15 protein-coding genes are annotated in these 18,785 nt (G+C 65.6%); 3 read left to right on the top strand and 12 right to left on the bottom strand.

Features of this window, described 5'->3' with window-relative positions:
* Positions 1-140: 140 nt before the first annotated feature.
* The 4 genes from ACTHN1_RS08945 to ACTHN1_RS08930 form a co-directional block, all read right to left on the bottom strand.
* Positions 141-1,661, bottom strand: coding sequence for a tryptophan halogenase family protein (locus tag ACTHN1_RS08945; RefSeq protein WP_440470601.1), 1,521 nt, complete (start codon positions 1,659-1,661; stop codon positions 141-143).
* Positions 1,662-1,693: 32 nt separating this feature from the next.
* The gene (locus ACTHN1_RS08940) at positions 1,694-2,716 is read right to left on the bottom strand and encodes a cupin-like domain-containing protein (RefSeq protein ID WP_440470600.1); all 1,023 of its coding nucleotides are present in this window, start codon (positions 2,714-2,716) and stop codon (positions 1,694-1,696) included.
* Between the two features lie 3 nt (positions 2,717-2,719).
* Complete coding sequence (locus tag ACTHN1_RS08935) at positions 2,720-3,457, bottom strand: SapC family protein (RefSeq protein WP_440470599.1); 738 nt, start codon at positions 3,455-3,457, stop codon at positions 2,720-2,722.
* Between the two features lie 158 nt (positions 3,458-3,615).
* Positions 3,616-6,792, bottom strand: a complete 3,177-nt coding sequence (locus tag ACTHN1_RS08930; protein WP_440470598.1) for a TonB-dependent receptor — start codon at positions 6,790-6,792, stop codon at positions 3,616-3,618.
* Positions 6,793-7,247: 455 nt separating this feature from the next.
* Between ACTHN1_RS08930 and ACTHN1_RS08925 the strand changes: the two genes are divergently transcribed.
* Positions 7,248-8,321, top strand: coding sequence for a LacI family DNA-binding transcriptional regulator (locus ACTHN1_RS08925; protein WP_440470597.1), 1,074 nt, complete (start codon positions 7,248-7,250; stop codon positions 8,319-8,321).
* Between the two features lie 129 nt (positions 8,322-8,450).
* Here ACTHN1_RS08925 and ACTHN1_RS08920 read toward each other — a convergent pair whose 3' ends face one another.
* The 6 genes from ACTHN1_RS08920 to ACTHN1_RS08895 form a co-directional block, all read right to left on the bottom strand.
* Positions 8,451-11,189 (bottom strand): TonB-dependent receptor plug domain-containing protein, encoded by a 2,739-nt coding sequence (locus ACTHN1_RS08920; protein WP_440470596.1) that lies wholly within the window; start codon positions 11,187-11,189, stop codon positions 8,451-8,453.
* Positions 11,190-11,492: 303 nt separating this feature from the next.
* A complete protein-coding gene (locus ACTHN1_RS08915) occupies positions 11,493-12,290 on the bottom strand; it encodes an SDR family NAD(P)-dependent oxidoreductase (protein WP_440470595.1) in 798 nt (265 codons plus the stop codon).
* Complete coding sequence (locus tag ACTHN1_RS08910; RefSeq protein WP_440470594.1) at positions 12,287-12,865, bottom strand: hypothetical protein; 579 nt, start codon at positions 12,863-12,865, stop codon at positions 12,287-12,289. The genes ACTHN1_RS08915 and ACTHN1_RS08910 overlap by 4 nt, the downstream gene beginning before the upstream one ends.
* 32 nt (positions 12,866-12,897) lie before the next feature.
* On the bottom strand, positions 12,898-13,545 hold the full coding sequence (locus tag ACTHN1_RS08905; RefSeq protein ID WP_440470593.1) for an isochorismatase family cysteine hydrolase: 648 nt from the start codon (positions 13,543-13,545) through the stop codon (positions 12,898-12,900).
* A complete protein-coding gene (locus ACTHN1_RS08900; protein ID WP_440470592.1) occupies positions 13,542-14,633 on the bottom strand; it encodes an SMP-30/gluconolactonase/LRE family protein in 1,092 nt (363 codons plus the stop codon). The genes ACTHN1_RS08905 and ACTHN1_RS08900 overlap by 4 nt, the downstream gene beginning before the upstream one ends.
* 84 nt (positions 14,634-14,717) lie before the next feature.
* Positions 14,718-15,545, bottom strand: coding sequence for an alpha/beta fold hydrolase (locus tag ACTHN1_RS08895; RefSeq protein ID WP_440470591.1), 828 nt, complete (start codon positions 15,543-15,545; stop codon positions 14,718-14,720).
* Here ACTHN1_RS08895 and ACTHN1_RS08890 point away from each other — a divergent pair.
* Positions 15,544-15,732, top strand: coding sequence for a hypothetical protein (locus tag ACTHN1_RS08890; RefSeq protein WP_440470590.1), 189 nt, complete (start codon positions 15,544-15,546; stop codon positions 15,730-15,732). The genes ACTHN1_RS08895 and ACTHN1_RS08890 overlap by 2 nt on opposite strands.
* A 13-nt stretch (positions 15,733-15,745) precedes the next feature.
* Here ACTHN1_RS08890 and ACTHN1_RS08885 read toward each other — a convergent pair whose 3' ends face one another.
* Both ACTHN1_RS08885 and ACTHN1_RS08880 read right to left on the bottom strand, forming a co-directional pair.
* Complete coding sequence (locus tag ACTHN1_RS08885) at positions 15,746-17,200, bottom strand: catalase (protein WP_440470589.1); 1,455 nt, start codon at positions 17,198-17,200, stop codon at positions 15,746-15,748.
* A 121-nt stretch (positions 17,201-17,321) separates the two neighbouring features.
* Positions 17,322-17,948 carry a LuxR C-terminal-related transcriptional regulator gene (locus ACTHN1_RS08880; RefSeq protein WP_440470588.1) on the bottom strand — a complete coding sequence of 209 codons (627 nt, stop codon included), beginning with the start codon at positions 17,946-17,948 and terminating at the stop codon, positions 17,322-17,324.
* A 294-nt stretch (positions 17,949-18,242) separates the two neighbouring features.
* On the opposite strand from ACTHN1_RS08880, the gene ACTHN1_RS08875 reads away from it, so the two are divergent.
* Positions 18,243-18,773, top strand: a complete 531-nt coding sequence (locus ACTHN1_RS08875) for an HD domain-containing protein (RefSeq protein WP_440470587.1) — start codon at positions 18,243-18,245, stop codon at positions 18,771-18,773.
* The last annotated feature ends 12 nt before the right edge of the window (positions 18,774-18,785 follow it).

The raw sequence follows: 18,785 nt of genomic DNA, 5'->3' as shown, positions 1-18,785 counted from the left end.
CCCCGGAAACACCGCCGCCACGGCGCGGCTTCCAGCGTTCGGGCACTGTATACACGACCGCGCCCCGGCACATGCTGCGACGCGGAATCCGCCTCCGCATGACGGCCATCGAGTCGACGTTCGCGCATCGCCATGTCCGCCTAACCCCGCGTCGACGCCGGACGCTGGCGCCACACCTCGGCGTTCGCCGGGCAGTAGCGCTGGATGAAGTCGTGCTGCGCCGGCATCGCCGCCACGGCCCGCGCGATCGGCGCGCGGATGCCGTCCAGCAGATGCTTCAGATCCGGATCCGCCAGGCCGCGCGCCAAGGGATGGTGCGCCTGCGGCATCAAACCCTGGCCCAGCATCACATGGGTCCAGGAATCGACCCGGAACAGTTCATTGGCGCCCTGCCAGGCATGCGCGCGCTCGCGCCAGGCCTGCAGGCGGATCGCCAGCGAATCCGGCAGGTCCATGTGGCGGCATTCGCGCCACATGGGTTCGTCGCGCTGGTTGGCGTGGTAATGCAGGATGATGAAGTCGCGCACGTGCTCCATCTCGATCCGGCTGGTCTCGTTGTAAAGCCGCACCAGCCCCTCGTCGATGCCGTCGAGCGGGAAGAGCTCGATCAAACGCACGATCGCGGTCATCGCCAGGTGCAGGCTGGTCGATTCCAGCGGCTCGATGAATCCGCTCGCCAACCCCAGCGACACCACGTTCCTGTTCCAGGCCCGCAACCGGCGCCCGGTGCGGAACGGCACCAGCCAGGGCTCGCGGATGGGCGCCGCGCCGACGTCGGCCAGCAGGCGGGCGCTGGCTTCGTCGTCGGACATGTGCCGGCTGGAGAACACCAGTCCGCAGCCGACCCTGTGCTGCAAGGGAATGTGCCAGCGCCAGCCGGCGGCATGCGCGATCGCGCGCGTGTAGGGAACCGGCGCGCCCGTCGGTTCGGTCTGCACCGCCATCGCGCGATCGCTGGGCAGCCAGCGGTTCCAGTCCTCGTACCCGGTGCGCAGCGTCTGCTCGATCAGCAATCCACGGAACCCGGTGCAGTCGATGAAGAGATCGCCCTCGATCAGCTGCCCGTCTTCCAGCAGCAGCGCGCGGACATCGCCGGTGCCGGCGTCCTGTCGCACTTCCCGGATCCTGCCCTCGATGCGCCTGAGTCCGTGGCGCTCGGCGCGTTGGCGCAGGAAGCGCGCGTACAGGCCGGCATCCAGGTGGTAGGCGTAGTTGACCTGGGGATCTCCCCCCAGGGCGAACCGGTCCAGCAGCGAAGCCTGTGTTTCCAGGCAGAAGTCGCCGAGCCGGGAGGACTGGCCGCGCCGCAGGCTCTCCAGCCAGAAGTGATGGAACGCGCAGACCAGCGTGCCCTGTCCGGTGATGCCGAACGGATGGATGTAGCGCTCGCCGTGCCGACGCCAGTTCTCGAACGAGATCGACAGCTTGAACGTACCCGCCACCGCTTGCAGGAACTCCTGCTCGTCGATCTGCAGGAAGCGATGGAAGCTGCGGATGGGCGGCACCGTCGATTCGCCCACGCCGACGGTACCGATCTGCTCGGATTCGACCAGGGTGATCTCGAGCAGGTCGCGGAACTGGTGCGCAAGCGCGGCGCCGGCCAGCCAGCCCGCGCTGCCGCCTCCGGCAATCACCACCTTGCGTATCCGTCCAGCATCCATCCGTTCGTTCCCTTTTTTCCCGCGCGGTTCGTTCAGCGATTGAGTTTGTCGATCAGCATGGCGCGCAACTGCCGCGCCATCGCTTCGTCCAACGGTCCCATCACCCCGCGGGCCTCTTCCGGCAGATGAGCGCCGGCGTGTCCCGGGGCGGCGAACACGTAATGCTCGAAGATCGCCCGCCATCCCCGCTTCTCGCGCTCGGGACGGTCACGGAGGGTCCACATCGCGTGGTACAGCGCATGCATCGGCGTCGGCAGGTAGGCCGGCATGCTGCTCCACCAGTAGTTGATCAGGACGTTGAACGGCTCCAGCCCCTGCACGTGATGCCACCACAGGCTCGGCATGAAGATCGCGTCACCGGGTTCCAGTACCGCTTGCCGCGCGTTCGCCCAGGCCTCGGCGAAGCGCGGATGCCGTTGCAGGTCGGGTGCCTCGAAATCCACCACGCTGACCGCCTGCCCGCCCGGCGTCGGCGTCAGCGGGCCGGGATACAGATTGGCGATCTGCTCGGGAGGAAACAGGGTGAAGCGACGCCGGCCGACGGCGCAGCAGGCGATGTTGTTCAGGGCGTCGTAATGGCACGAAGCGATCACCCGGTTGCCGATCCAGATGCTGGGTGGCGCGTGTATTCCCTGGGCGCCGAGCCGGAGGTCGTTGCCGGCGCGCAGCCGCGGAAGACGGCTGTCCACCGGCAACGAGGCCACGTAGTACGTCGGCGGCCGCGCGTCCTCCGCGCAGGCTTCGATCTCGTCGAGCACCTGCGCCAGCCCGCTGCGGCGCACCTCGCAGTTCAAGCCGGTGAACGCGGCATCGTAGAACGGCCTTCCGCCGATGTCCGGCGCGCCCCACGAATAGGTGACCGGCTGGCCGTTGTCCTGGCCGCGCAGGTAGTCCATCGCGGCACGCATCGATTCGCCGGCGGCCCGCACCAGTTCCCAGTCGCGCGCGATCCCGCGCAGCACCACGGGTTCGCCCCCTTCCAGCAGCGCCTTCAGGGGCACGTCTTCGCCGGGTGCGAACGCCATTTCCGGAAGCGGCGCGGCAGCGGTCAACATCGCTCAGGCCGCCCGTGCCTGGCGCAGGCGCCGCTGCTTCTCGGCCATCAACCGGCGCAGGTTCTGCATCGACGCCAGGACCAGATACGCGCCCTCCAGGTAGCCGGCGCGATGCAGCCCATGCAACGCTTCGGCGTCCAGCGCGGCCAGCCGTTCGCGATCCAGGCCGCACAGGCCGGTCAGGCTGACCTGATGCTGGTGATCGATCTGCAACTCCAGGCCCAGCGGCTGGATCAGGCCCAGTGCGTCGAAGGCGGCAAACATCGGTGCGCCCGCCTCGATGCCGTCGTGGACCCCGCGCAGCACCGCCGAGACATGATCCAGGTAGGGACTGTGCCCGCCGTGCGGCAGGAACACGGCTTCGCCTTCATGGAAGCTGGCGCGCGGATGTTCGAGGTCGACATGGATCACCGGCTCGCGTCGCGGCTCGCCGTCCAGGCCGCGCTCCTGGAAACCGATCAGGAAAGGCCCCTTGGCGACGATCCCCGGCAGATAGGTGGCGTTCCAGTGGCCATCGCGCAGGAACAGGTTCTCGCGTGCCTCGAAGCCCAGCAGGGCGACCGCCTGCCAGGCGCCGTCGCGATCGCGGCGGAAGAAGATCGGATATTCACGCTGCAGCTCGGCGAACTCGGTCGGAAAGGCGGTGACCATGCCGACGTCGTCGCCGAATTCCGGCCCGAAACGGGTGATGACCCTCAGGTCCTTGTGCGCAACGTTGTTCAACAGTTCGTGTCGTGCCATGGCGGTTCGGGAGCGGGTGGCGAGCGCAAGTTATGCACCGTCCCTGTCGGAATGGAAAGAGCCGCCGCCGGTGAAGGCGACCGGGTGGAAAAAGGGATCGCCGCCGAAACGGCGATCCCATCCTTCGCGATGACCGGAGAGGGCGGTCTCGCTGGACCCTAGAACTTGTAGCGGACGCCCAGCATGTAGCGCGGGCTCTGGTCGACCAGCTTGATCACCTGCTTCTTCGAGCGACCGTGCCAGCGCACGTCCTCGCCGGTCAGGTTGATCGCCTCGAAGCCCACCGACCAGCGGTCCGACAGCGCGTAGTTGACGCTGAGATCCCACTGCTCGTACGCCTCGACGTAGTACGGGTTCCGGTTGGATCCGTTCTGGTTGGCCGCGATCAGGTACTCGTCGCGCCAGTTCCAGGCCAAGCGGGCGGACCAGCCATGCTTCTCGTACATCAGCATCAGGTTGGCGGTGTCGCTCAGGCCCAGCAGCGCGAACTGGTCGCGGTCCAGCACCGTGTTGTCGAAGCCGACGTCGCCGTTGACGATGGTGTAGTTGGCGAACAGGCCGAAGCCGCTGTCGCCGAAGAAGTACTGCCCGCCGATTTCCCAGCCGCGCAGCTTGGCCTTGTTCTGGTTGACCGGCCGGTTGACGTCGAACATGTACAGCGGGTCGTCCGCTTCCCCGACCAGGTTGTAGTTGGTCTCCATCTGCAGCACCTGCGCCGAGCTACCGTCGTAGGCGCCCAGTCCACCGGTGGCGCCGGCGTTGCGCAGCATCGCCAGGGCGGTGAACAACGCGGTGTCGTTGGCCGAGCAGGCGGCATCGACGTCGTTGCCGGCGGCGGTCACCTGGCCGACGCACGCCTGACTCTGCAGGAACGCAAGCGCCGCCTGCGCGTCCGGCCCCGAGGTCGGATCGGTCAAGCCATACAGCGACTCGCGGACCACGGTGTTGCCGATGAAGTTGTCGACCGACTTGTTCCAGTAGGTCACCGACACGTAGCTGGCATCGGCGAAGTACCACTCCAGCGCCAGGTCCAGGTTGTCGGATTCAAGCGGTTCCAGCGCCGGGTTCTGGGCATCGCCGCCGGCGCGCGTGGACGGATTGACCAGGATCGAACCGGTGGGCTGGTTCGGATTCGGACCGGCGTACAGGTTGCCGTACGGCGGACGCGCGATCGTCTTGCTGAACGAGGCGCGGCCCTTCAGGGTATCGGTGAAATCGATGCCGAAGTCCAGGTTCGGCAGCAGGTAGCTGTAGCGGTTGGTCTCGCTGAATGGCTGCACCTCGTCCGAGCGCAGGATGCGGAAGTCGTTGTTGGCCTGCCACTCGATCGCGTTGGGCACGGCCACCGCCGAGGTCGAGGTCACGTCGGTCCGCTCGTAGCGCACGCCAATCCGCGTCTGCGTGGGCATCCCGCCGAGTTCTCCCTGCATTTCGAGCTGCACGTAGACCGCGTCGGTCTTTTCCTCGATCTTGTTGTCCGCGGCCAATTGCGGGTTGTAACGGTTGCTCACGCCGTACTCGCCGGCCGCCCAGCGCGCCAGATCGCTGGCATTGCCGCGCCAGGCGCCGGGCGCCGCGCCGTTGGCGCTGTAGTCGTCGAACATGCCGATGATGCTGGTCCGCCGCAGCAGATCGGTCATGCCCGGCTCGTTGCCGGCATTGGCCACGCCCCAGTCACCCAGCGTGGCGTACATCTCGGTCGCCTGCTGGCGCCTCATCGTCATCCGCGAGGAGTCCACGCCGAACTGGAAACGGCCCTCCTCGAAATCGAACTCGCCGTCGATCCGTCCCTGCTTGATCTCGGTTTCCTGGGTCTGGGCGTTGATGCGCAGCACCTGCGAACCCAACTGCTCGGGCGGGAAGTCAGGATTCAGGGTGCCACCGGTGCCGGCCACCGCCGCCGCCGCGTCCGGATACCAGGTGCGGGCGCCCAGCGGCAGGCTGTTGTTGAAGCGCAGCTCCTGCGCCCAGTTGCCGCCGCAGTACGGGCCGACCGTGCAGTTGTTGGTGCCCGCCAGGCTGAAGTAGGTCGCGCCGCCGCCGGTCAGGGGGTCGTTCGGCTTGCTGCTGGACTTGGTGTTGTGGGCATCGAAGTTCAGCCGGAACCGATCGCTGACGTCCCATTTGGCGTTGAAGCCCAGCGAATCGAGCTTGTACTTCTGCTCGTTGTGCTGCTGCTCGTAGCCGAAGTCCTTGGAGCCGACGATGTCGCGCAGGTAGACCGGCGTCGCGACGGCCTCGTTGGTGTCGAAGGCCAGATGGGTGAAGCTGTTGGCGCGCTGCAGCCAGATGGTCTGCTCGCCGCGGTCCTCGGAGATCTCGTTGGTCGAATAGGTGTAATCCAGGGTCAGCGTCAGGCTGTCGATGGGCGCGAACTGGAGCACCGCCTGGCCATTGATGCGTTCGCGTTCGAAGTCGGCGAAGGCATAGCGAAGATCGTTGGGCATCGCGTAGAGCTGGCCGATGGCCGGTGCGTTGACCACCTCGGCGCCGGCGCGCAATGCCGGGTCGGTGCCGGTCCAGCGCTGGATGTTCCAGGCGTTCTCGGTCGCCTGCACCGACCCGCCGTGCCGCTTCTGGTAGCTGGCCGCCAGGCCGACGCCCCAGGTCTTGTCGTCGTTGGTGTAGCTGAAGATGCCCGAGACTTCGGGCGTCATGTCGGTGTCGAAGGGCTGCGAGTCGTCGTAGACCGCCTTCGCGCCGGCGCTGGCGACCACGCCGGTGTGGTTGAACGGCCGGTCGGTCTGGATGTTGATGGTGGCGCCGATGCCGCCGCTGGGCACCGTGGCCTGGCCGGTCTTGAAGACCTCCAGCGCGCTGATCGCCTCGGAAGCCAACTGGGCGAAATTGAACGCACGGGTGCCGCCGTCCACGCCGCCGATCGGGATCTGGCCCGACGCGCCAAACGCGTCCGCGCCGGGAATCTGGCGGCCGTTGAGGGTCACCATGTTGAACTGCGGACCGAAGCCGCGCGCCGTCACCTGCGCGCCTTCGCCATCGCGGCGCTCGATCGAGATGCCGGTGATGCGCTGCAGGGACTCGGCCAGGTTGGTATCGGGGAACTTGCCGATGTCCTCGGCGGTTACGCCGTCCACGACGCCGATGGCGTCGCGCTTCATGCCCATCGACTGGTCCAGACTGCTGCGGATGCCGCTGACCACGACCGTGTCCAGGGTCTTGGCCTGGTCGGACGCGGCCGCCGGGGAAGCCTGCGCATCCGCGGGCGGGGCCTGCTGCGCGCCGGCGTCCTGGCCGAACGCGGGATTGATGACCAGCACGCCACCCACGAAGGTGAACATGGCCCTCGATTTGAATCTCGCCAACTTCCGGCTCATGAACTTGCCCTCAGGTCTGGAGTTGCACGGAAACTGCACGCGTTCATGGATCTCCCCTTTCACGATCGATGGATGTATCGCCCTCCCAAGGGCGCCCACGGGCAGGGCCCGTACTTCCTGACGGAACCGGGACCGCTACCCGACGGGTGCGCGGTCCGGTTTTCCAGCTTTGAAACGTGGTCGAGCGACTACGCGCGATGGAGAGGCAGGCCATTGGCGGAAGTATCCATCGCCGAATGTTAGCGCTACCATTACGTGGGGTGCAGACTAATCACGCCTCTTCGCCGTTGTCACCATGCAGCGCAACATATCCACGGAAAGCGCTTGAAAAAGCGCGGCCAGCGATGGTCCGCAAATCTTTTGAAAACGATTCCAAGCCCTGACTTGCGCGGATAACGACCGTTTCGTGGCGACACTCCCCCGATCACACAGAATGCCTACCGATGAGTTCCCGCATGAACAAGCCCAGCAGGTCGGTCCGCCGCAAGGGGCGGGCGATCACGATCGATGAAGTCGCGGCCCATGCCGGCGTCTCGCCGATGACGGTGTCGCGCGTGATCAACGGCCACGAGGGCGTGCGCGACGGCAACCGCGAACGGGTAATGCGCAGCGTGCACGAACTGGGCTATCGGCCCAATCTCGCCGCCAGTGCGTTGGCCGCCGCGCAACATACCTGCATCGCCTTGATCTACACCAATCCCAGTTCCAGCTATCTGCGCGAACTGCTGGTCGGCGCATTGCGAGGCGCGGCGCGCGCGGCCGCGCAGCTGGTGATCGCCACCTGGGACACGCTCGACGCCGATGGCCGGCGCGCGGCCGCCCGCCAGATGGCCAAGAGCGTGGCCGGTGTCATCCTGCCGCCGCCGCTGTGCGAATCGAAGGCGATCGTCATGGAGTTCGCGCAGGCCGGGGTCCCCGTGGTGTCCATCGCCTCCGCGCGTTTCAGCGAGAAGATTTCCTGCGTGCGCATCGACGACCATCGCGCAAGCCAGGAAATGACCGCGCACCTGATCGCGCACGGACACACCCGCATCGGCTACATCAAGGGAGACCCCAACCAGACCGCCAGCGCGCATCGCCTGCGCGGCTACCAGGACGCCCTGGCCGAGGCTGGCCTGGCCTTCGACGAAAAGCTCGTCCAGCCCGGCTATTTCACCTACCGCTCGGGACTGGAGGCCGCCGAGAATCTACTGGCCCTGCGCCGGCCGCCGACCGCGATCTTCGCCAGCAACGACGACATGGCCTCGGCGGTGGTATCCGTCGCCCATCGCCGCGGCCTGGACGTGCCGCGCGATCTATCCGTCGTCGGCTTCGACGACACCTCCGCGTCTACCATGGTGTGGCCCGAACTCACGACCATCCACCAACCGGTCGCCTCGATGGCCGACGCCGCCGTCGACATCCTGCTGCGCGAGATCCGGCGCCCCGACACGGCGGCGCGCACCCTGGTCAACCATGTCGTCCCGCACCAGCTGGTGAAGCGCGCTTCGGTCGGGACGCTGGGAAAACGCAAGGCCAGCGGACGGTAGAAGATTGGGAAAGCACGATTTCCGCGCCGGCCATTCGCCACGAAAATATGCCGCTACCCTGTTTCTGCCGGGCAAAAAAAGACCCGGCTTGCGCCGGGTCCCAGCGAACCGCAAGGAACGCTTCGATCGTCAGAACGTATACCGATAGTTGGCGAACACCTGGCGCCCCACCGGGCTGTAGGCCCGCCAGAAATAGGGATAGCTGGTGTAGCTGTCATCGCGGGGATGGAGGTTGTCGAAGACGTTGACCACGCTGACGCCGATGGTGGCTTTCGGCGTGATCTTCTTCTGCACGTCCAGGTTCCAGAGGAAGTACGGCGCGATGCGCGTGGATTCGTCCCAGCTGGGCAGCGAGCCGTAGCGGTATCCGTACAGGTTGGTCTGCCAGTCGTTCTTCTCCCAGCCGACCATCCAGTTGGCCCGGCTGCGGAAGCTGTAGTAGCGACGGTTGTCGCGGATGTTGTCCACCTCGTCGTCGGCGAAGCGTTGCAGATCCAGCTTCGTGACATGGGTGTAGTTGGCCTGGAAGCTGAACTTGCCCCGGCGGTCCGTGTCCAGCGTGTACTTCCAGGTGACATCGAATCCGTCCGAACGGATCATCGACTGGTTGACGGGATAGGCGGAGTAACGGTCCACCTTGCCGTTGCCCAGTGAGGACTCGTCACGACTGATGAGACCCATGAAGTGGGAGCAGGAGGGCGAACCGCCGTCCACCGGGTTGCCGCGGATGTCCGTGCCCAGGCGGCAGTCGGCGTAGGTGCGCATCAGATAGTCGGAATCGATTTCGCCCACCTGGTTTTCCAGCTTGATGCTGTAGTAGTCCAGGCTGACGGACATCTGGCTCATCACGTCCCAGACCACGCCCACGGTGCTGGAGCGGCCCTCTTCCTCCGCCAGATCCTTCCTGCCCTCGTAGGTGCGGAACACCTGGTAGTTGTAATCGGGGCCGGAGCAATCCGGAGAGGTCGGGTCGATGCCCTTCATCCGGCAGAGGTAGGCGTCGGTGATGTAGGTATAGCCGCCCGAGTTTCCCGCATAGACATAGTGCATGTCGGGCGCCCGGAAGCTGGTCGCGTGGGTGCCACGCAACAATAGCGAACTCACGGGACGCCACTCCAGGCCTGCCTGCCAGGTGAACGCGCCGTCCACGTCGGTCTGGTCGTCGTAGCGGTCATAGCGCCCGGCCAGGTTGGCCTTCAGGTTGTGCAGGATGGGCACGCCAAACTCCAGGCCGAGCGCGTAGCGATCCCGGCTTCCGCCACCCCGCGTGCTGGTCAGGTTGTAGATGCTGTCCTTGCCGGTGTAATCGGTGGCGCTGCGCGGGTCCGGGTTGAGCGCGTACTTCTGGCGCGCGCCTTCCAGCACGAACGCCACGCCGACCGGCCCGGCCGGCAGATCGAACAGATCGCCGGTCAGGGTGAACTGGCCCTGGGTGGATTGGGATTCGGCCGTCGAATGGACGGTCGTGATCAACGAGCGGTAGTCCGACGGCGACATCGGACTGAACAGGCGATCCACCCGGACGTGATAACTCGGGTATCTGGCCGCCCCGACATATCCCAGCAGGTCGCCAAAGAAGTAGTCGTTGATGCGGTCCGTCGTGAAGTACGGCACCTCCAGGGTCATGTCGTAGCGCGAGTGCGAGATGCCGGCATCCCAATCGAAACGCCCGTCCCACCACGTGCCGCGCAGTCCCAGATTCAGGCTGAGCGATTCTTCCTTGAAGACGGACTTCTGCGACCCTCCGGTCTCGGCGGGCGTGAAGATGCGTTGCGCCTGCAGGTATCCGAGATCCGGATCGTGCACCCAACCGGCGGTCTGCCAGAATCGCGTCGCGCTCGCGCCGGTGTTCTTCGAGCGGGTGTACAGCAGTTGACCGTAGGCCTGGAGGTCCTGGCCGAAATCCAGCGTCCCGGACAGGTAGGCCGACGCCTTGTCGAAACCGTTCTGGATGGATTGCGTGGCCGGATAGCCGAAGTAGCCGCAACGGTTCTCGTTGGCGACATTGCGCGCGGATCGGTAAGGCTGGAAGTCCGGGGACGTCGCCGCGCACGCCGAGCGCAGCGCGTCCACCGACCCGGACAGTTTACCGTTCGCGTCGGGCCAGACATAACCCGCGCCATTCCGGTACAGATAGACGCCGCTGGCGGCGGTCGCATTCTGAGGGTCGTCCCGGTACCTCGGGTTGTCATGATAGGAATCCATGAAATCGCGCTGCGACGCGAGGATGGATTCACGGTTCAAGTATTCCAGCGCGTAGATCAGGTTCCAGCGTTCGCCCGTCTTGCCGCCGGTCCACTGGAACAGGCCGGTATCGCCGCCGCCGCGTGTGGTCGTGCCGCCCCGGACATACAGCGAGTCGCCTTCGAAATTGGACTTGGTGATGATGTTGATCACGCCCGCCACCGCATCGGAACCATAGATGGCGGAGGCGCCACCGGTCATGATCTCGATGCGTTCCACCGCTGCCGCCGGAATGCTGCTCAGGCTGACGGCGTTGGACTGGCTGTTGTAGGGCATCGGATAGTCGGCCATCCGCTTGCCGTTGAGCAGGACCAGCTGATAACCCGGGCCCAGGCTGCGCAGGTTGATGAACTGCGCATTCGGCGTGAAGCCGCTCTGATTGAGCTCGTTCTGCACGCTGCCGGTGAACTGGCTGAGCGTGGCGAGTGCTTCATAGACCGTCGAGAACCCTTCCTTCTGGATGTCGTCCGCGGTGATGACGGTGACCGGCGAAGGCCCTTCGATGTCGACCCGCTTGATGCGGGAGCCGGTGACGGTGACCTTGTCCAGGCTGGTGGTGGATGGCCCGTCGTCGGATGTGCCGCTCTCTTCCTGCGCCCACGTCGGCCCATGGAAGGAAAGCATCGCGACAGCGAAGGCGACGGCCGCGCCGATGGGGCGACGACCTGATACGTGATGGACTTGCATGACTTCCCCTTAGTCGATGGCAGGGCGCGAAGCACCCTGCGTCCGAACCCCTGATGGTTCGGGCCACGAACATAGGAAGAGGACGAACTACATGCAAGTATTTGATTTCAAAGTATTTAATTTCACATTTGAAGCGCAGCTAGTTTCGAGTGCAAGCCACGCGATAGCAATGGAGTCGACGTCCGGACGGCTCATGCCAGGGCGGTGCACGGCAACCCGGCATGAGCACCGCTTTGCGCGTCAGCACCCTTCACCGGGGCCGTCACCGGATCGCACCCGATAGCGGTCCGCAGGAAGGCGGAGCGAGAGATAGGGAGCCAGCTGCGTTCTGGCGCGTTCGTAGTTGTCCCAATAGGTCAGATCTCCCAGTGACGGGATCGTCACCCGCTCGCCGGCCTCCAGCCCCGCGAGCGCCGCCATGACCAGGGTATCGGCTTCCATGATCATCTCGGCGGGGACGTTTTCCAGCGACTCCCCCCAGATGCGGGTCCGGGTCACTCCCGGAAGCACGGCCTGGATGCGGACGCCCTGCCCGGCCAGGCTCCCGTGCATGGCCTGCGACAGTGACAGAACGTAGGCCTTGGTGGCCAGATAGACCGGTTCGAACTTCTCGGGCAGAAGCGCCGTCACCGAGGAGATATTGATGATCGTGCCGCCGCCTGCTTCGGCGAATCGGCGGGCCGCCGCGAGCGCCAGCCGGGTAACCGCCAGCACGTTCAGCGCGACCATCTGATCCACCTGGCCGACCGTCAGTGACGTGAACTGGCCTCCGGCCGATATCCCGGCGTTGTTGACCAGCCAGGTGATTTCCCGATCCCGGGAGAGCCGGGCTTCCACCGCTTCCAGGCCGGCCGGCCGGGCGAGGTCGGCGGGCAGCACGTCGACGGCAACGCCATGTTCGTTCGCCAGCCCGGAAGCAAGCGCCGTCAGGCGCGCCTCGTCGCGAGCCACCAGCACCAGGGGATGGCCGCGCGCCGCCAGCTGCGCCGCATAGGCGGCTCCGATGCCGGACGATGCGCCCGTCACCAGGGCCTTCATGTCCCGTCTCCCGCGTGGCCGGCCGTTTGACTCGACGGCGCCAGCGTCCATATGCCTTGACGCGCCTTTCGCTCGATGTCCGATGCGAACAGCGGCGCCTCTTCCCGGTTGTGCTCGTCGGCGACTTTCTGGGCCGCCGGCGCGGCCATCTCCAAGGTCGCCCCGTGGGCGTTCAGCAATCCCAGGAAGTGTTCGGTCGCATGGACCGAGAACCGGTTCGTCAGGACGCACGAGTCCGGGCCGGACGGTGCGAGGGACAACTGCCAGACGACCCGCCACTGCGTTCTCCCCAACGGAGTGAGCGCATCGGTCACCGAATCCACCCGGCAACGTCCGCGTTCCGCCAGGTCCTCGACGTAATGCTGGACCATCAAGGTGTCGCCGGGCATCTCGACGTTCACGGAAACCCTGCGTCCATCGGCACGGACACTCGAACCGGCGGCGATGTGCGCCTTCGAGCACGCCTGGTACTCGGCGTCGCCCAGGGTGAACAACCAGGTGGTGAGATCGATCGCCTCCATCGGCGCATTCACCGTGGCCTGGCAGATGGAGTCAACGAAGGGGGTCTGGTTCATTGCAAGCACCTCGATATCCGGCATCCCCGGTATCAGTTCCCGGCCCGGGCGGAGAGAAGGACGATCAGATCTTCCGTGGTGCAGATCCGATGCGCGTAGGTGGGTCCGTTGATCTCGTGGGCCGCATGCAGCGCCGCTTCGCTGAAGGCGGCCGTCGCGTCGCGGACCAGGGTCACGTGATAGCCCAGTTCGGAGGCGAATCGTCCGGTGGTCTCGATGCAGGTATTGGCGATGAGCCCTATCAGGATGACGTGCGTGACGCCTTTCTGCTTGAGCTGGAAGTCAAGGTCGGTGTTGGCGAATCCGCTGCCGCCCCAATGTTCCTTTATCAGGATGTCGTGCGGCTGGGGAAGAAAGTCCGGATGCCACTCGCCTCCCCAGGTTCCCTTGGCGAAAACCTGCGCTCGTGAAGCGCCCATCTGATATGGGGTCGGATGGTCCCAGTGCGCGAGATCATCGGGCTCGGACCGATGATGGGGCACGTAGAACACGGGCAGCGGCACCGCTCGGGCGGCGCCCAGCACCGACCGCATGTTCGCGAGCAGATTGAACCGGGTGGCCAACTCGGAAACGCGTGGCCACAGCTTTCCGCCTTCCGAAAGGAAATCGTTGTACGGGTCGACCAGCAGTATCGCGGTCCTGTCCCGCGGGTACCCATCCGAAGCGTGCGTTCCGCTCATTTTGTCTGCCCCACCTTGTGAATTCCGCTTCCCACGTCGGGAAGATCGAATGTCATCAGATTCCACCTGGATACGGACTCCTCCCACTCGTCGCCCGCGCGGTCGGTGATGGGGAGCGCCAGATTGGCGACCACCATGCGCCGTCCCAGCGCAATCGAAGCCGCGGGAAACAGAAGTCCGTCCGGGGACCCATCCGCCCGGATGCCGAGGAATCCTCCGGCCCGGGCATACTCGCGGCCATCGCCATCGATCGCGATGACGGTGTCGTCCTGGTTGGCCGAAACCCAGAGGAGGCCGTCCTTGAGCAGCAATCCATCCGCCCCGTGCACGCCCTCCGCGAAGACCTTCAATGCGCCGTCGGCCAGGTTCAGCGCGAGAATCCGGCCGTCTCCGGCATTGTTGATGTAGAGCGTCCCTTCATCCTCGCCGAGGGCCAATCCGTTTGCCCCGAAGGGAAGCTGCGCCGTGGTCGCCAGAAGAGGATCGTGAAGCACCACCTCGACATGGCAGGGCCGGCAATTCGTCGCATTCGGAATCCGGTACAGGGCGCCCTGGAACGAATCCGAGACATACAGATTGCCGGCGCGATCGAACACCATCCCGTTGACCGCCGGAAATCCGCTTGAACCGTACTGGATAGCGTCCTTGCTGCCGTCGGGGTTGTCGACGTGACGGGTCCCCGGCGACGCCGGGTCCAATGCGCCGAATGAAGCCACCTCCTCGACCTTTGATCCGGCGTCGAATCCGGCGGGAAGACGCTGCAGACGCGATTGCCCGAAGTTCAGGAAGTACAGGTAGCCATCGGAGAACGCCAATCCCGTGACCGGAGTTGCCCCGAGTGCGCGACGCGCCAGCACCGTTCCATCGCTGGACAATCGCAGCACCTGGTTGTTGCGTGCGCTTTCCGGCTCCCGCGCGTCGAACGACGCGACGTAAATGGTGCCGGTCAGGGGATCCGCGGCAAGGCTTTCCGGATGCCTGAAATCCTCCGGCAGCAACGCGAAGAGGCGCACCGGCAGCCGGGCCGGCCCCCGGATCGCCTGGGCCAGGGCGCCGGCGCTCATCAGGCCGAGGCCCAGCAGGATCATCGCTCTGGCGAACGGTACATGTGGCATTGCGGGCCTCGCAGGCGGAGTGCCACCCGCTGCCGGCGGCAGCGGGCGGCGGTGCCGTTACGACTGGATGAACGCGAGAAGGTCGGCGTTGACCGTATCCGGATGGGTGGTGCACAGCCCATGCGGCAAGCCGGGATAGACCTTGAGGGTTCCCTTCTTGAGCAGCTTGATCGAGAGCAGTGCCGAATCGGCGATGGGCACGATCTGATCGTCGTCGCCGTGCATCACCAGCGTGGGAACCTCGATGTTCTTGAGGTCTTCGGTGAAGTCGGTTTCGGAGAACGCCTTGATGCAGTCGTATTGCGCCTTGATTCCGCCGGCCATGCCCTGTCGCCACCAGTTGTCGACGACGCCCTGCGATACCTTCGCGCCGGGGCGGTTGAAGCCATAGAACGGCCCGGCCGGAACGTCCACGTAGAATTGCGCGCGATTGGCCACCAGCGCCGCGCGGAAGCCATCGAATACTTCCAGCGGGAGGCCGCCGGGATTGGCGGCGCTCTTGACCATGATGGGGGGGACCGCGCCAATCAGGACCGCTTTGGCGACCCGGCCACCGCCGCCGTGCTTGGCCACGTAGCGGGCCACCTCGCCGCCGCCGGTGGAGTGGCCGATGTGGATCGCGTTCTTGAGATCCAGATGGGCGACCAGGGCCGCGACGTCGGCCGCGTAGGTGTCCATCTCGTTGCCGCTGTCGGTCTGGGACGACCTGCCATGTCCGCGCCGGTCGTGCGCGATGACGCGGTATCCCTTCGACAGGAAGAACATCATCTGGGCGTCCCAGTCATCGGCACTGAGCGGCCAGCCATGATGGAAGACGATGGGCTGCCCGGTTCCCCAATCCTTGTAGAAGATCTGGGTGCCGTCTTGGGTGGTCACTGTGCTCATGTTCCTGCGCTCCGGGGGCTTGGGTGTGGAAGCGGCCGAAACGGCCGGGTTGGATGGCGTCTGCGAACAGGCCGCCAGCGGTAGCTGCGATGCGACGGCGATCGAAGCGACGCCGATGAGCAGCGCGCGGCGTTCGGCATCGATGGCGGACGGAGTTGCGGGTTTCATCGGTATCCTCCGTGTTTGAGGTTGTGAAGCGGTCAGGCCGGCTCCGCCTGGGGCCTTGCCATGCCCAGCGCCTGCGCCATGCCCTCGCCATAGGCCGCGTCGGCGCGCCAGCAGTTGTGGATATGGCGCTGCTTCACCGCGGGCGGCGCATCACCGAGCGAGCGGACGGTGTTGGCGAACAGGCGCTGCCGCTCATCCGGTGTCAGCAGGCGGAACAGCGCGCCCGGTTGCTCGAAGTGGTCATCGTCCACGCGATGATCCCAGTGCATGGCCTCGCCCTCCAATGGCAGCGGCGGCGTTTCCTGTTCCGGACTGTCCTGCCATTCGCCCAGGCTGTTGGGAAAGTAGCCGGGTGTCCGGCCCAGGTTTCCGTCGGCGCGCATGGCGCCGTCGCGGTGATAGCTGTGGAACGGACAGCGTGGCGCGTTGACCGGAATGTGGGCGAAGTTCACCCCCAGGCGGTATCGCTGCGCGTCCCCGTAGGAAAACAGCCGCGCCTGCAGCATGCGATCAGGTGAAAAGCCGATGCCAGGCACGATGTTCGCGGGGGAGAACGCGGCCTGTTCCACCTCGGCGAAGAAATTTTCCGGGTTCCGGTTCAACTCCAGGACGCCGACCTCGATCAACGGAAACTCCGATTTCGGCCAGACCTTGGTGAGGTCGAATGGATTGTGCCGGTGCGTGCGGGCCTGGGTCTCGCTCATCACCTGGACATGGAGCGTCCAGCGGGGATGCTCGCCACGTTCGATGGAATCGAACAGGTCACGCTGGTGGCTTTCGCGATCCGCGCCGATGACGGCGGCGGCCTGGGCGTCCTCCAGATTCTCGATGCCCTGGGCGCTGCGGAAATGGAACTTCACCCACACCCGGCTCCCGCTGGCGTCGATCAGGCTGAAGGTATGACTGCCGAAGCCATGCATGTGGCGATAGCTGTGGGGAATGCCGCGATCGCTCATCACGATGGTCACCTGGTGCAGCGCCTCGGGCAACAGCGTCCAGAAATCCCAGTTGCTGGCGGCGCTGCGCATCCCGGTGCGGGGATCCCGCTTGACCGCATGGTTCAGATCGGGGAACCGCAGCGGGTCGCGGAAGAAGAACACCGGGGTATTGTTTCCCACGATGTCCCAGTTTCCTTCCTCGGTGTAGAACTTGACCGCGAATCCGCGTATGTCACGCTCGGCGTCGGCGGCTCCGCGCTCGCCGGCGACGGTCGAAAAACGCACGAACACCGGTGTGCGCTTGCCTATCTCGGCAAACAGGCGGGCTCGCGTATAGCGGGTGATGTCACCGGTGACCGTGAAGGTTCCATAGGCGCCCGCGCCCTTCGCATGCATGCGCCGTTCCGGTATGACTTCGCGATCGAAATGCGCGAGTTTCTCCAGCAGCCACACGTCCTCCAGCAACGCCGGCCCGCGTGCGCCGGCGGTGAGGATGTTGAGGTTGTCCGCCACCGGGCAACCGTTGGCATGGGTCAGGCGTCTGCTCATCGCATGTTCCTCGGGCCGGCTGCGGCCGCAAGGCGGGGGATGGGCATCAGCTTGGCTACCCCGCCTGAAGGTGTCTTGCCTCAAGTGGTGGGGAGCGTCCTCCCCCATCCGGGGGAGGAACTCAGGGGAGGATCTGCCCCAGCAGGCCGCGTCGTGTGGCGATGCGGATGGCTTCGGTGCGATTGCGCGCACCGAGCTTCTCGAAGATCCGGGTAAGGTGGGATTTGACCGTTTCCGGCGAGATGTCCAACTGCGTGCCGATGCGCTTGTTCTCCAGCCCTTCGGCCAGCAATTCCAGGATTCTCCGCTCCCGCGCGGTCAGGGTTTCCTCGCCCAGGTGGATCGCGATGTCCGCGCTGACCTCGGGGGACACGTATCGTCCGCCCGCGTGGACCTTGCGGATGCAGCCGATCAGTTCACAGCGCAGCGCGCTCTTGAGCAGGTAGCCGGCCGCGCCGGCCGCCATCGCTTCCCGGGCATTGGCATCGCCGCGGAAAGTGGTCAGCACGATGACCTTGGCCGCCGCGTGCTCCGTGCGCAGCGCGCACACCCCCTTCAGTCCCCCCATGCCGGGCATCTGCAGATCCATCAGGGTGATGTCGGGCAGCAGGGCGCGAAACAGTTCCAGGCCCGTCTCCGCGTCGGCCGCGCCTCCCACCACTTCCAGATCCGGCTCGGCCGCCAGCATCGCAACCAGGCCCTCAAGCAGTATCGGATGATCGTCGATGGCCAGGATGCGGATCGGCATGGCGGACGCAGTCTTTCCGGGACTGCCATAGGGCGGCTGTTCGCGCAGGATAAATCTTGTGGGCGGGCAAGGAAATCGCCCGTCCCCCGTGTCCATCGGATCCGACACCGAACCGGCCCGGGCGGGGCAGCGTGGGCACTGGCGTGGCCATGCCCCCCAAATGGGGGAGCCATTCCCGGCATGGATGTCCGATCCCCCTCCTCCCCGCGTCGTCCTAGCCTTCGCAGGAGGCAGGAACATGCGGGTCGGACAGACGATCTCCCACTGCGCCCCCCAACGTCGAGGAGCATACGGATGCTGGTCAACGTTCCCTGCCTGGACGCGCTGCTCGAACGCCACGCCGATGCGCTGGGCGCCGATTTCGAGGCCTATCGAAACCACACCTACCGGGTCGTCAACTTTCACAGCCTGCTCGGAAGCGGCGAGGCATTCGAACTCGACAAGGTGGTGATTGCCGCGGCCTATCACGACATCGGCATCTGGACCGCGGGCACGTTCGACTATCTGCCGCCCTCCCTGTTGCTTGCAGCGGCCTACCTGGTGGAAAGCGATCGGGCGGCGTGGTCCGAGGAGATTGCCGCGATGATCCGGAATCACCACAAGCTCACGCAATGTCGCGGACTACCGCCATCGGTGGAACTGTTCCGGCGCGCGGATTGGGTGGACGTGTCCATGGGGTGGATCCGGTTTGGCCTGTCGCGCCACGCGGTCGCCCAGGTCATGGCGTATTTCCCGGATGCCGGATTCCATCGGCTGTTGTTGAAGTTGTTCCTTCTGAGACTGATGCGCCACCCCCTCAATCCCCTGCCCATGTTCCGCTGGTAACCCGGAGAAACC

The sequence above is a fragment of the Pseudoxanthomonas sp. genome (assembly GCF_051953815.1).
GTDB lineage: Bacteria > Pseudomonadota > Gammaproteobacteria > Xanthomonadales > Xanthomonadaceae > Pseudoxanthomonas_A.
This window is presented reverse-complemented; position numbering and strand designations above follow the sequence as displayed.

Coding starts and splice junctions, on each gene's coding strand:
- ACTHN1_RS08945 (WP_440470601.1), bottom strand. CDS start 1,661: ATGGATGCTGGACGGATACGCAAGGTGGTGATTGCCGGAGGCGGCAGC.
- ACTHN1_RS08940 (WP_440470600.1), bottom strand. CDS start 2,716: ATGTTGACCGCTGCCGCGCCGCTTCCGGAAATGGCGTTCGCACCCGGC.
- ACTHN1_RS08935 (WP_440470599.1), bottom strand. CDS start 3,457: ATGGCACGACACGAACTGTTGAACAACGTTGCGCACAAGGACCTGAGG.
- ACTHN1_RS08930 (WP_440470598.1), bottom strand. CDS start 6,792: ATGAGCCGGAAGTTGGCGAGATTCAAATCGAGGGCCATGTTCACCTTC.
- ACTHN1_RS08925 (WP_440470597.1), top strand. CDS start 7,248: ATGAACAAGCCCAGCAGGTCGGTCCGCCGCAAGGGGCGGGCGATCACG.
- ACTHN1_RS08920 (WP_440470596.1), bottom strand. CDS start 11,189: ATGCTTTCCTTCCATGGGCCGACGTGGGCGCAGGAAGAGAGCGGCACA.
- ACTHN1_RS08915 (WP_440470595.1), bottom strand. CDS start 12,290: ATGAAGGCCCTGGTGACGGGCGCATCGTCCGGCATCGGAGCCGCCTAT.
- ACTHN1_RS08910 (WP_440470594.1), bottom strand. CDS start 12,865: ATGAACCAGACCCCCTTCGTTGACTCCATCTGCCAGGCCACGGTGAAT.
- ACTHN1_RS08905 (WP_440470593.1), bottom strand. CDS start 13,545: ATGAGCGGAACGCACGCTTCGGATGGGTACCCGCGGGACAGGACCGCG.
- ACTHN1_RS08900 (WP_440470592.1), bottom strand. CDS start 14,633: ATGATCCTGCTGGGCCTCGGCCTGATGAGCGCCGGCGCCCTGGCCCAG.
- ACTHN1_RS08890 (WP_440470590.1), top strand. CDS start 15,544: ATGTTCCTGCGCTCCGGGGGCTTGGGTGTGGAAGCGGCCGAAACGGCC.
- ACTHN1_RS08895 (WP_440470591.1), bottom strand. CDS start 15,545: ATGAGCACAGTGACCACCCAAGACGGCACCCAGATCTTCTACAAGGAT.
- ACTHN1_RS08885 (WP_440470589.1), bottom strand. CDS start 17,200: ATGAGCAGACGCCTGACCCATGCCAACGGTTGCCCGGTGGCGGACAAC.
- ACTHN1_RS08880 (WP_440470588.1), bottom strand. CDS start 17,948: ATGCCGATCCGCATCCTGGCCATCGACGATCATCCGATACTGCTTGAG.
- ACTHN1_RS08875 (WP_440470587.1), top strand. CDS start 18,243: ATGCTGGTCAACGTTCCCTGCCTGGACGCGCTGCTCGAACGCCACGCC.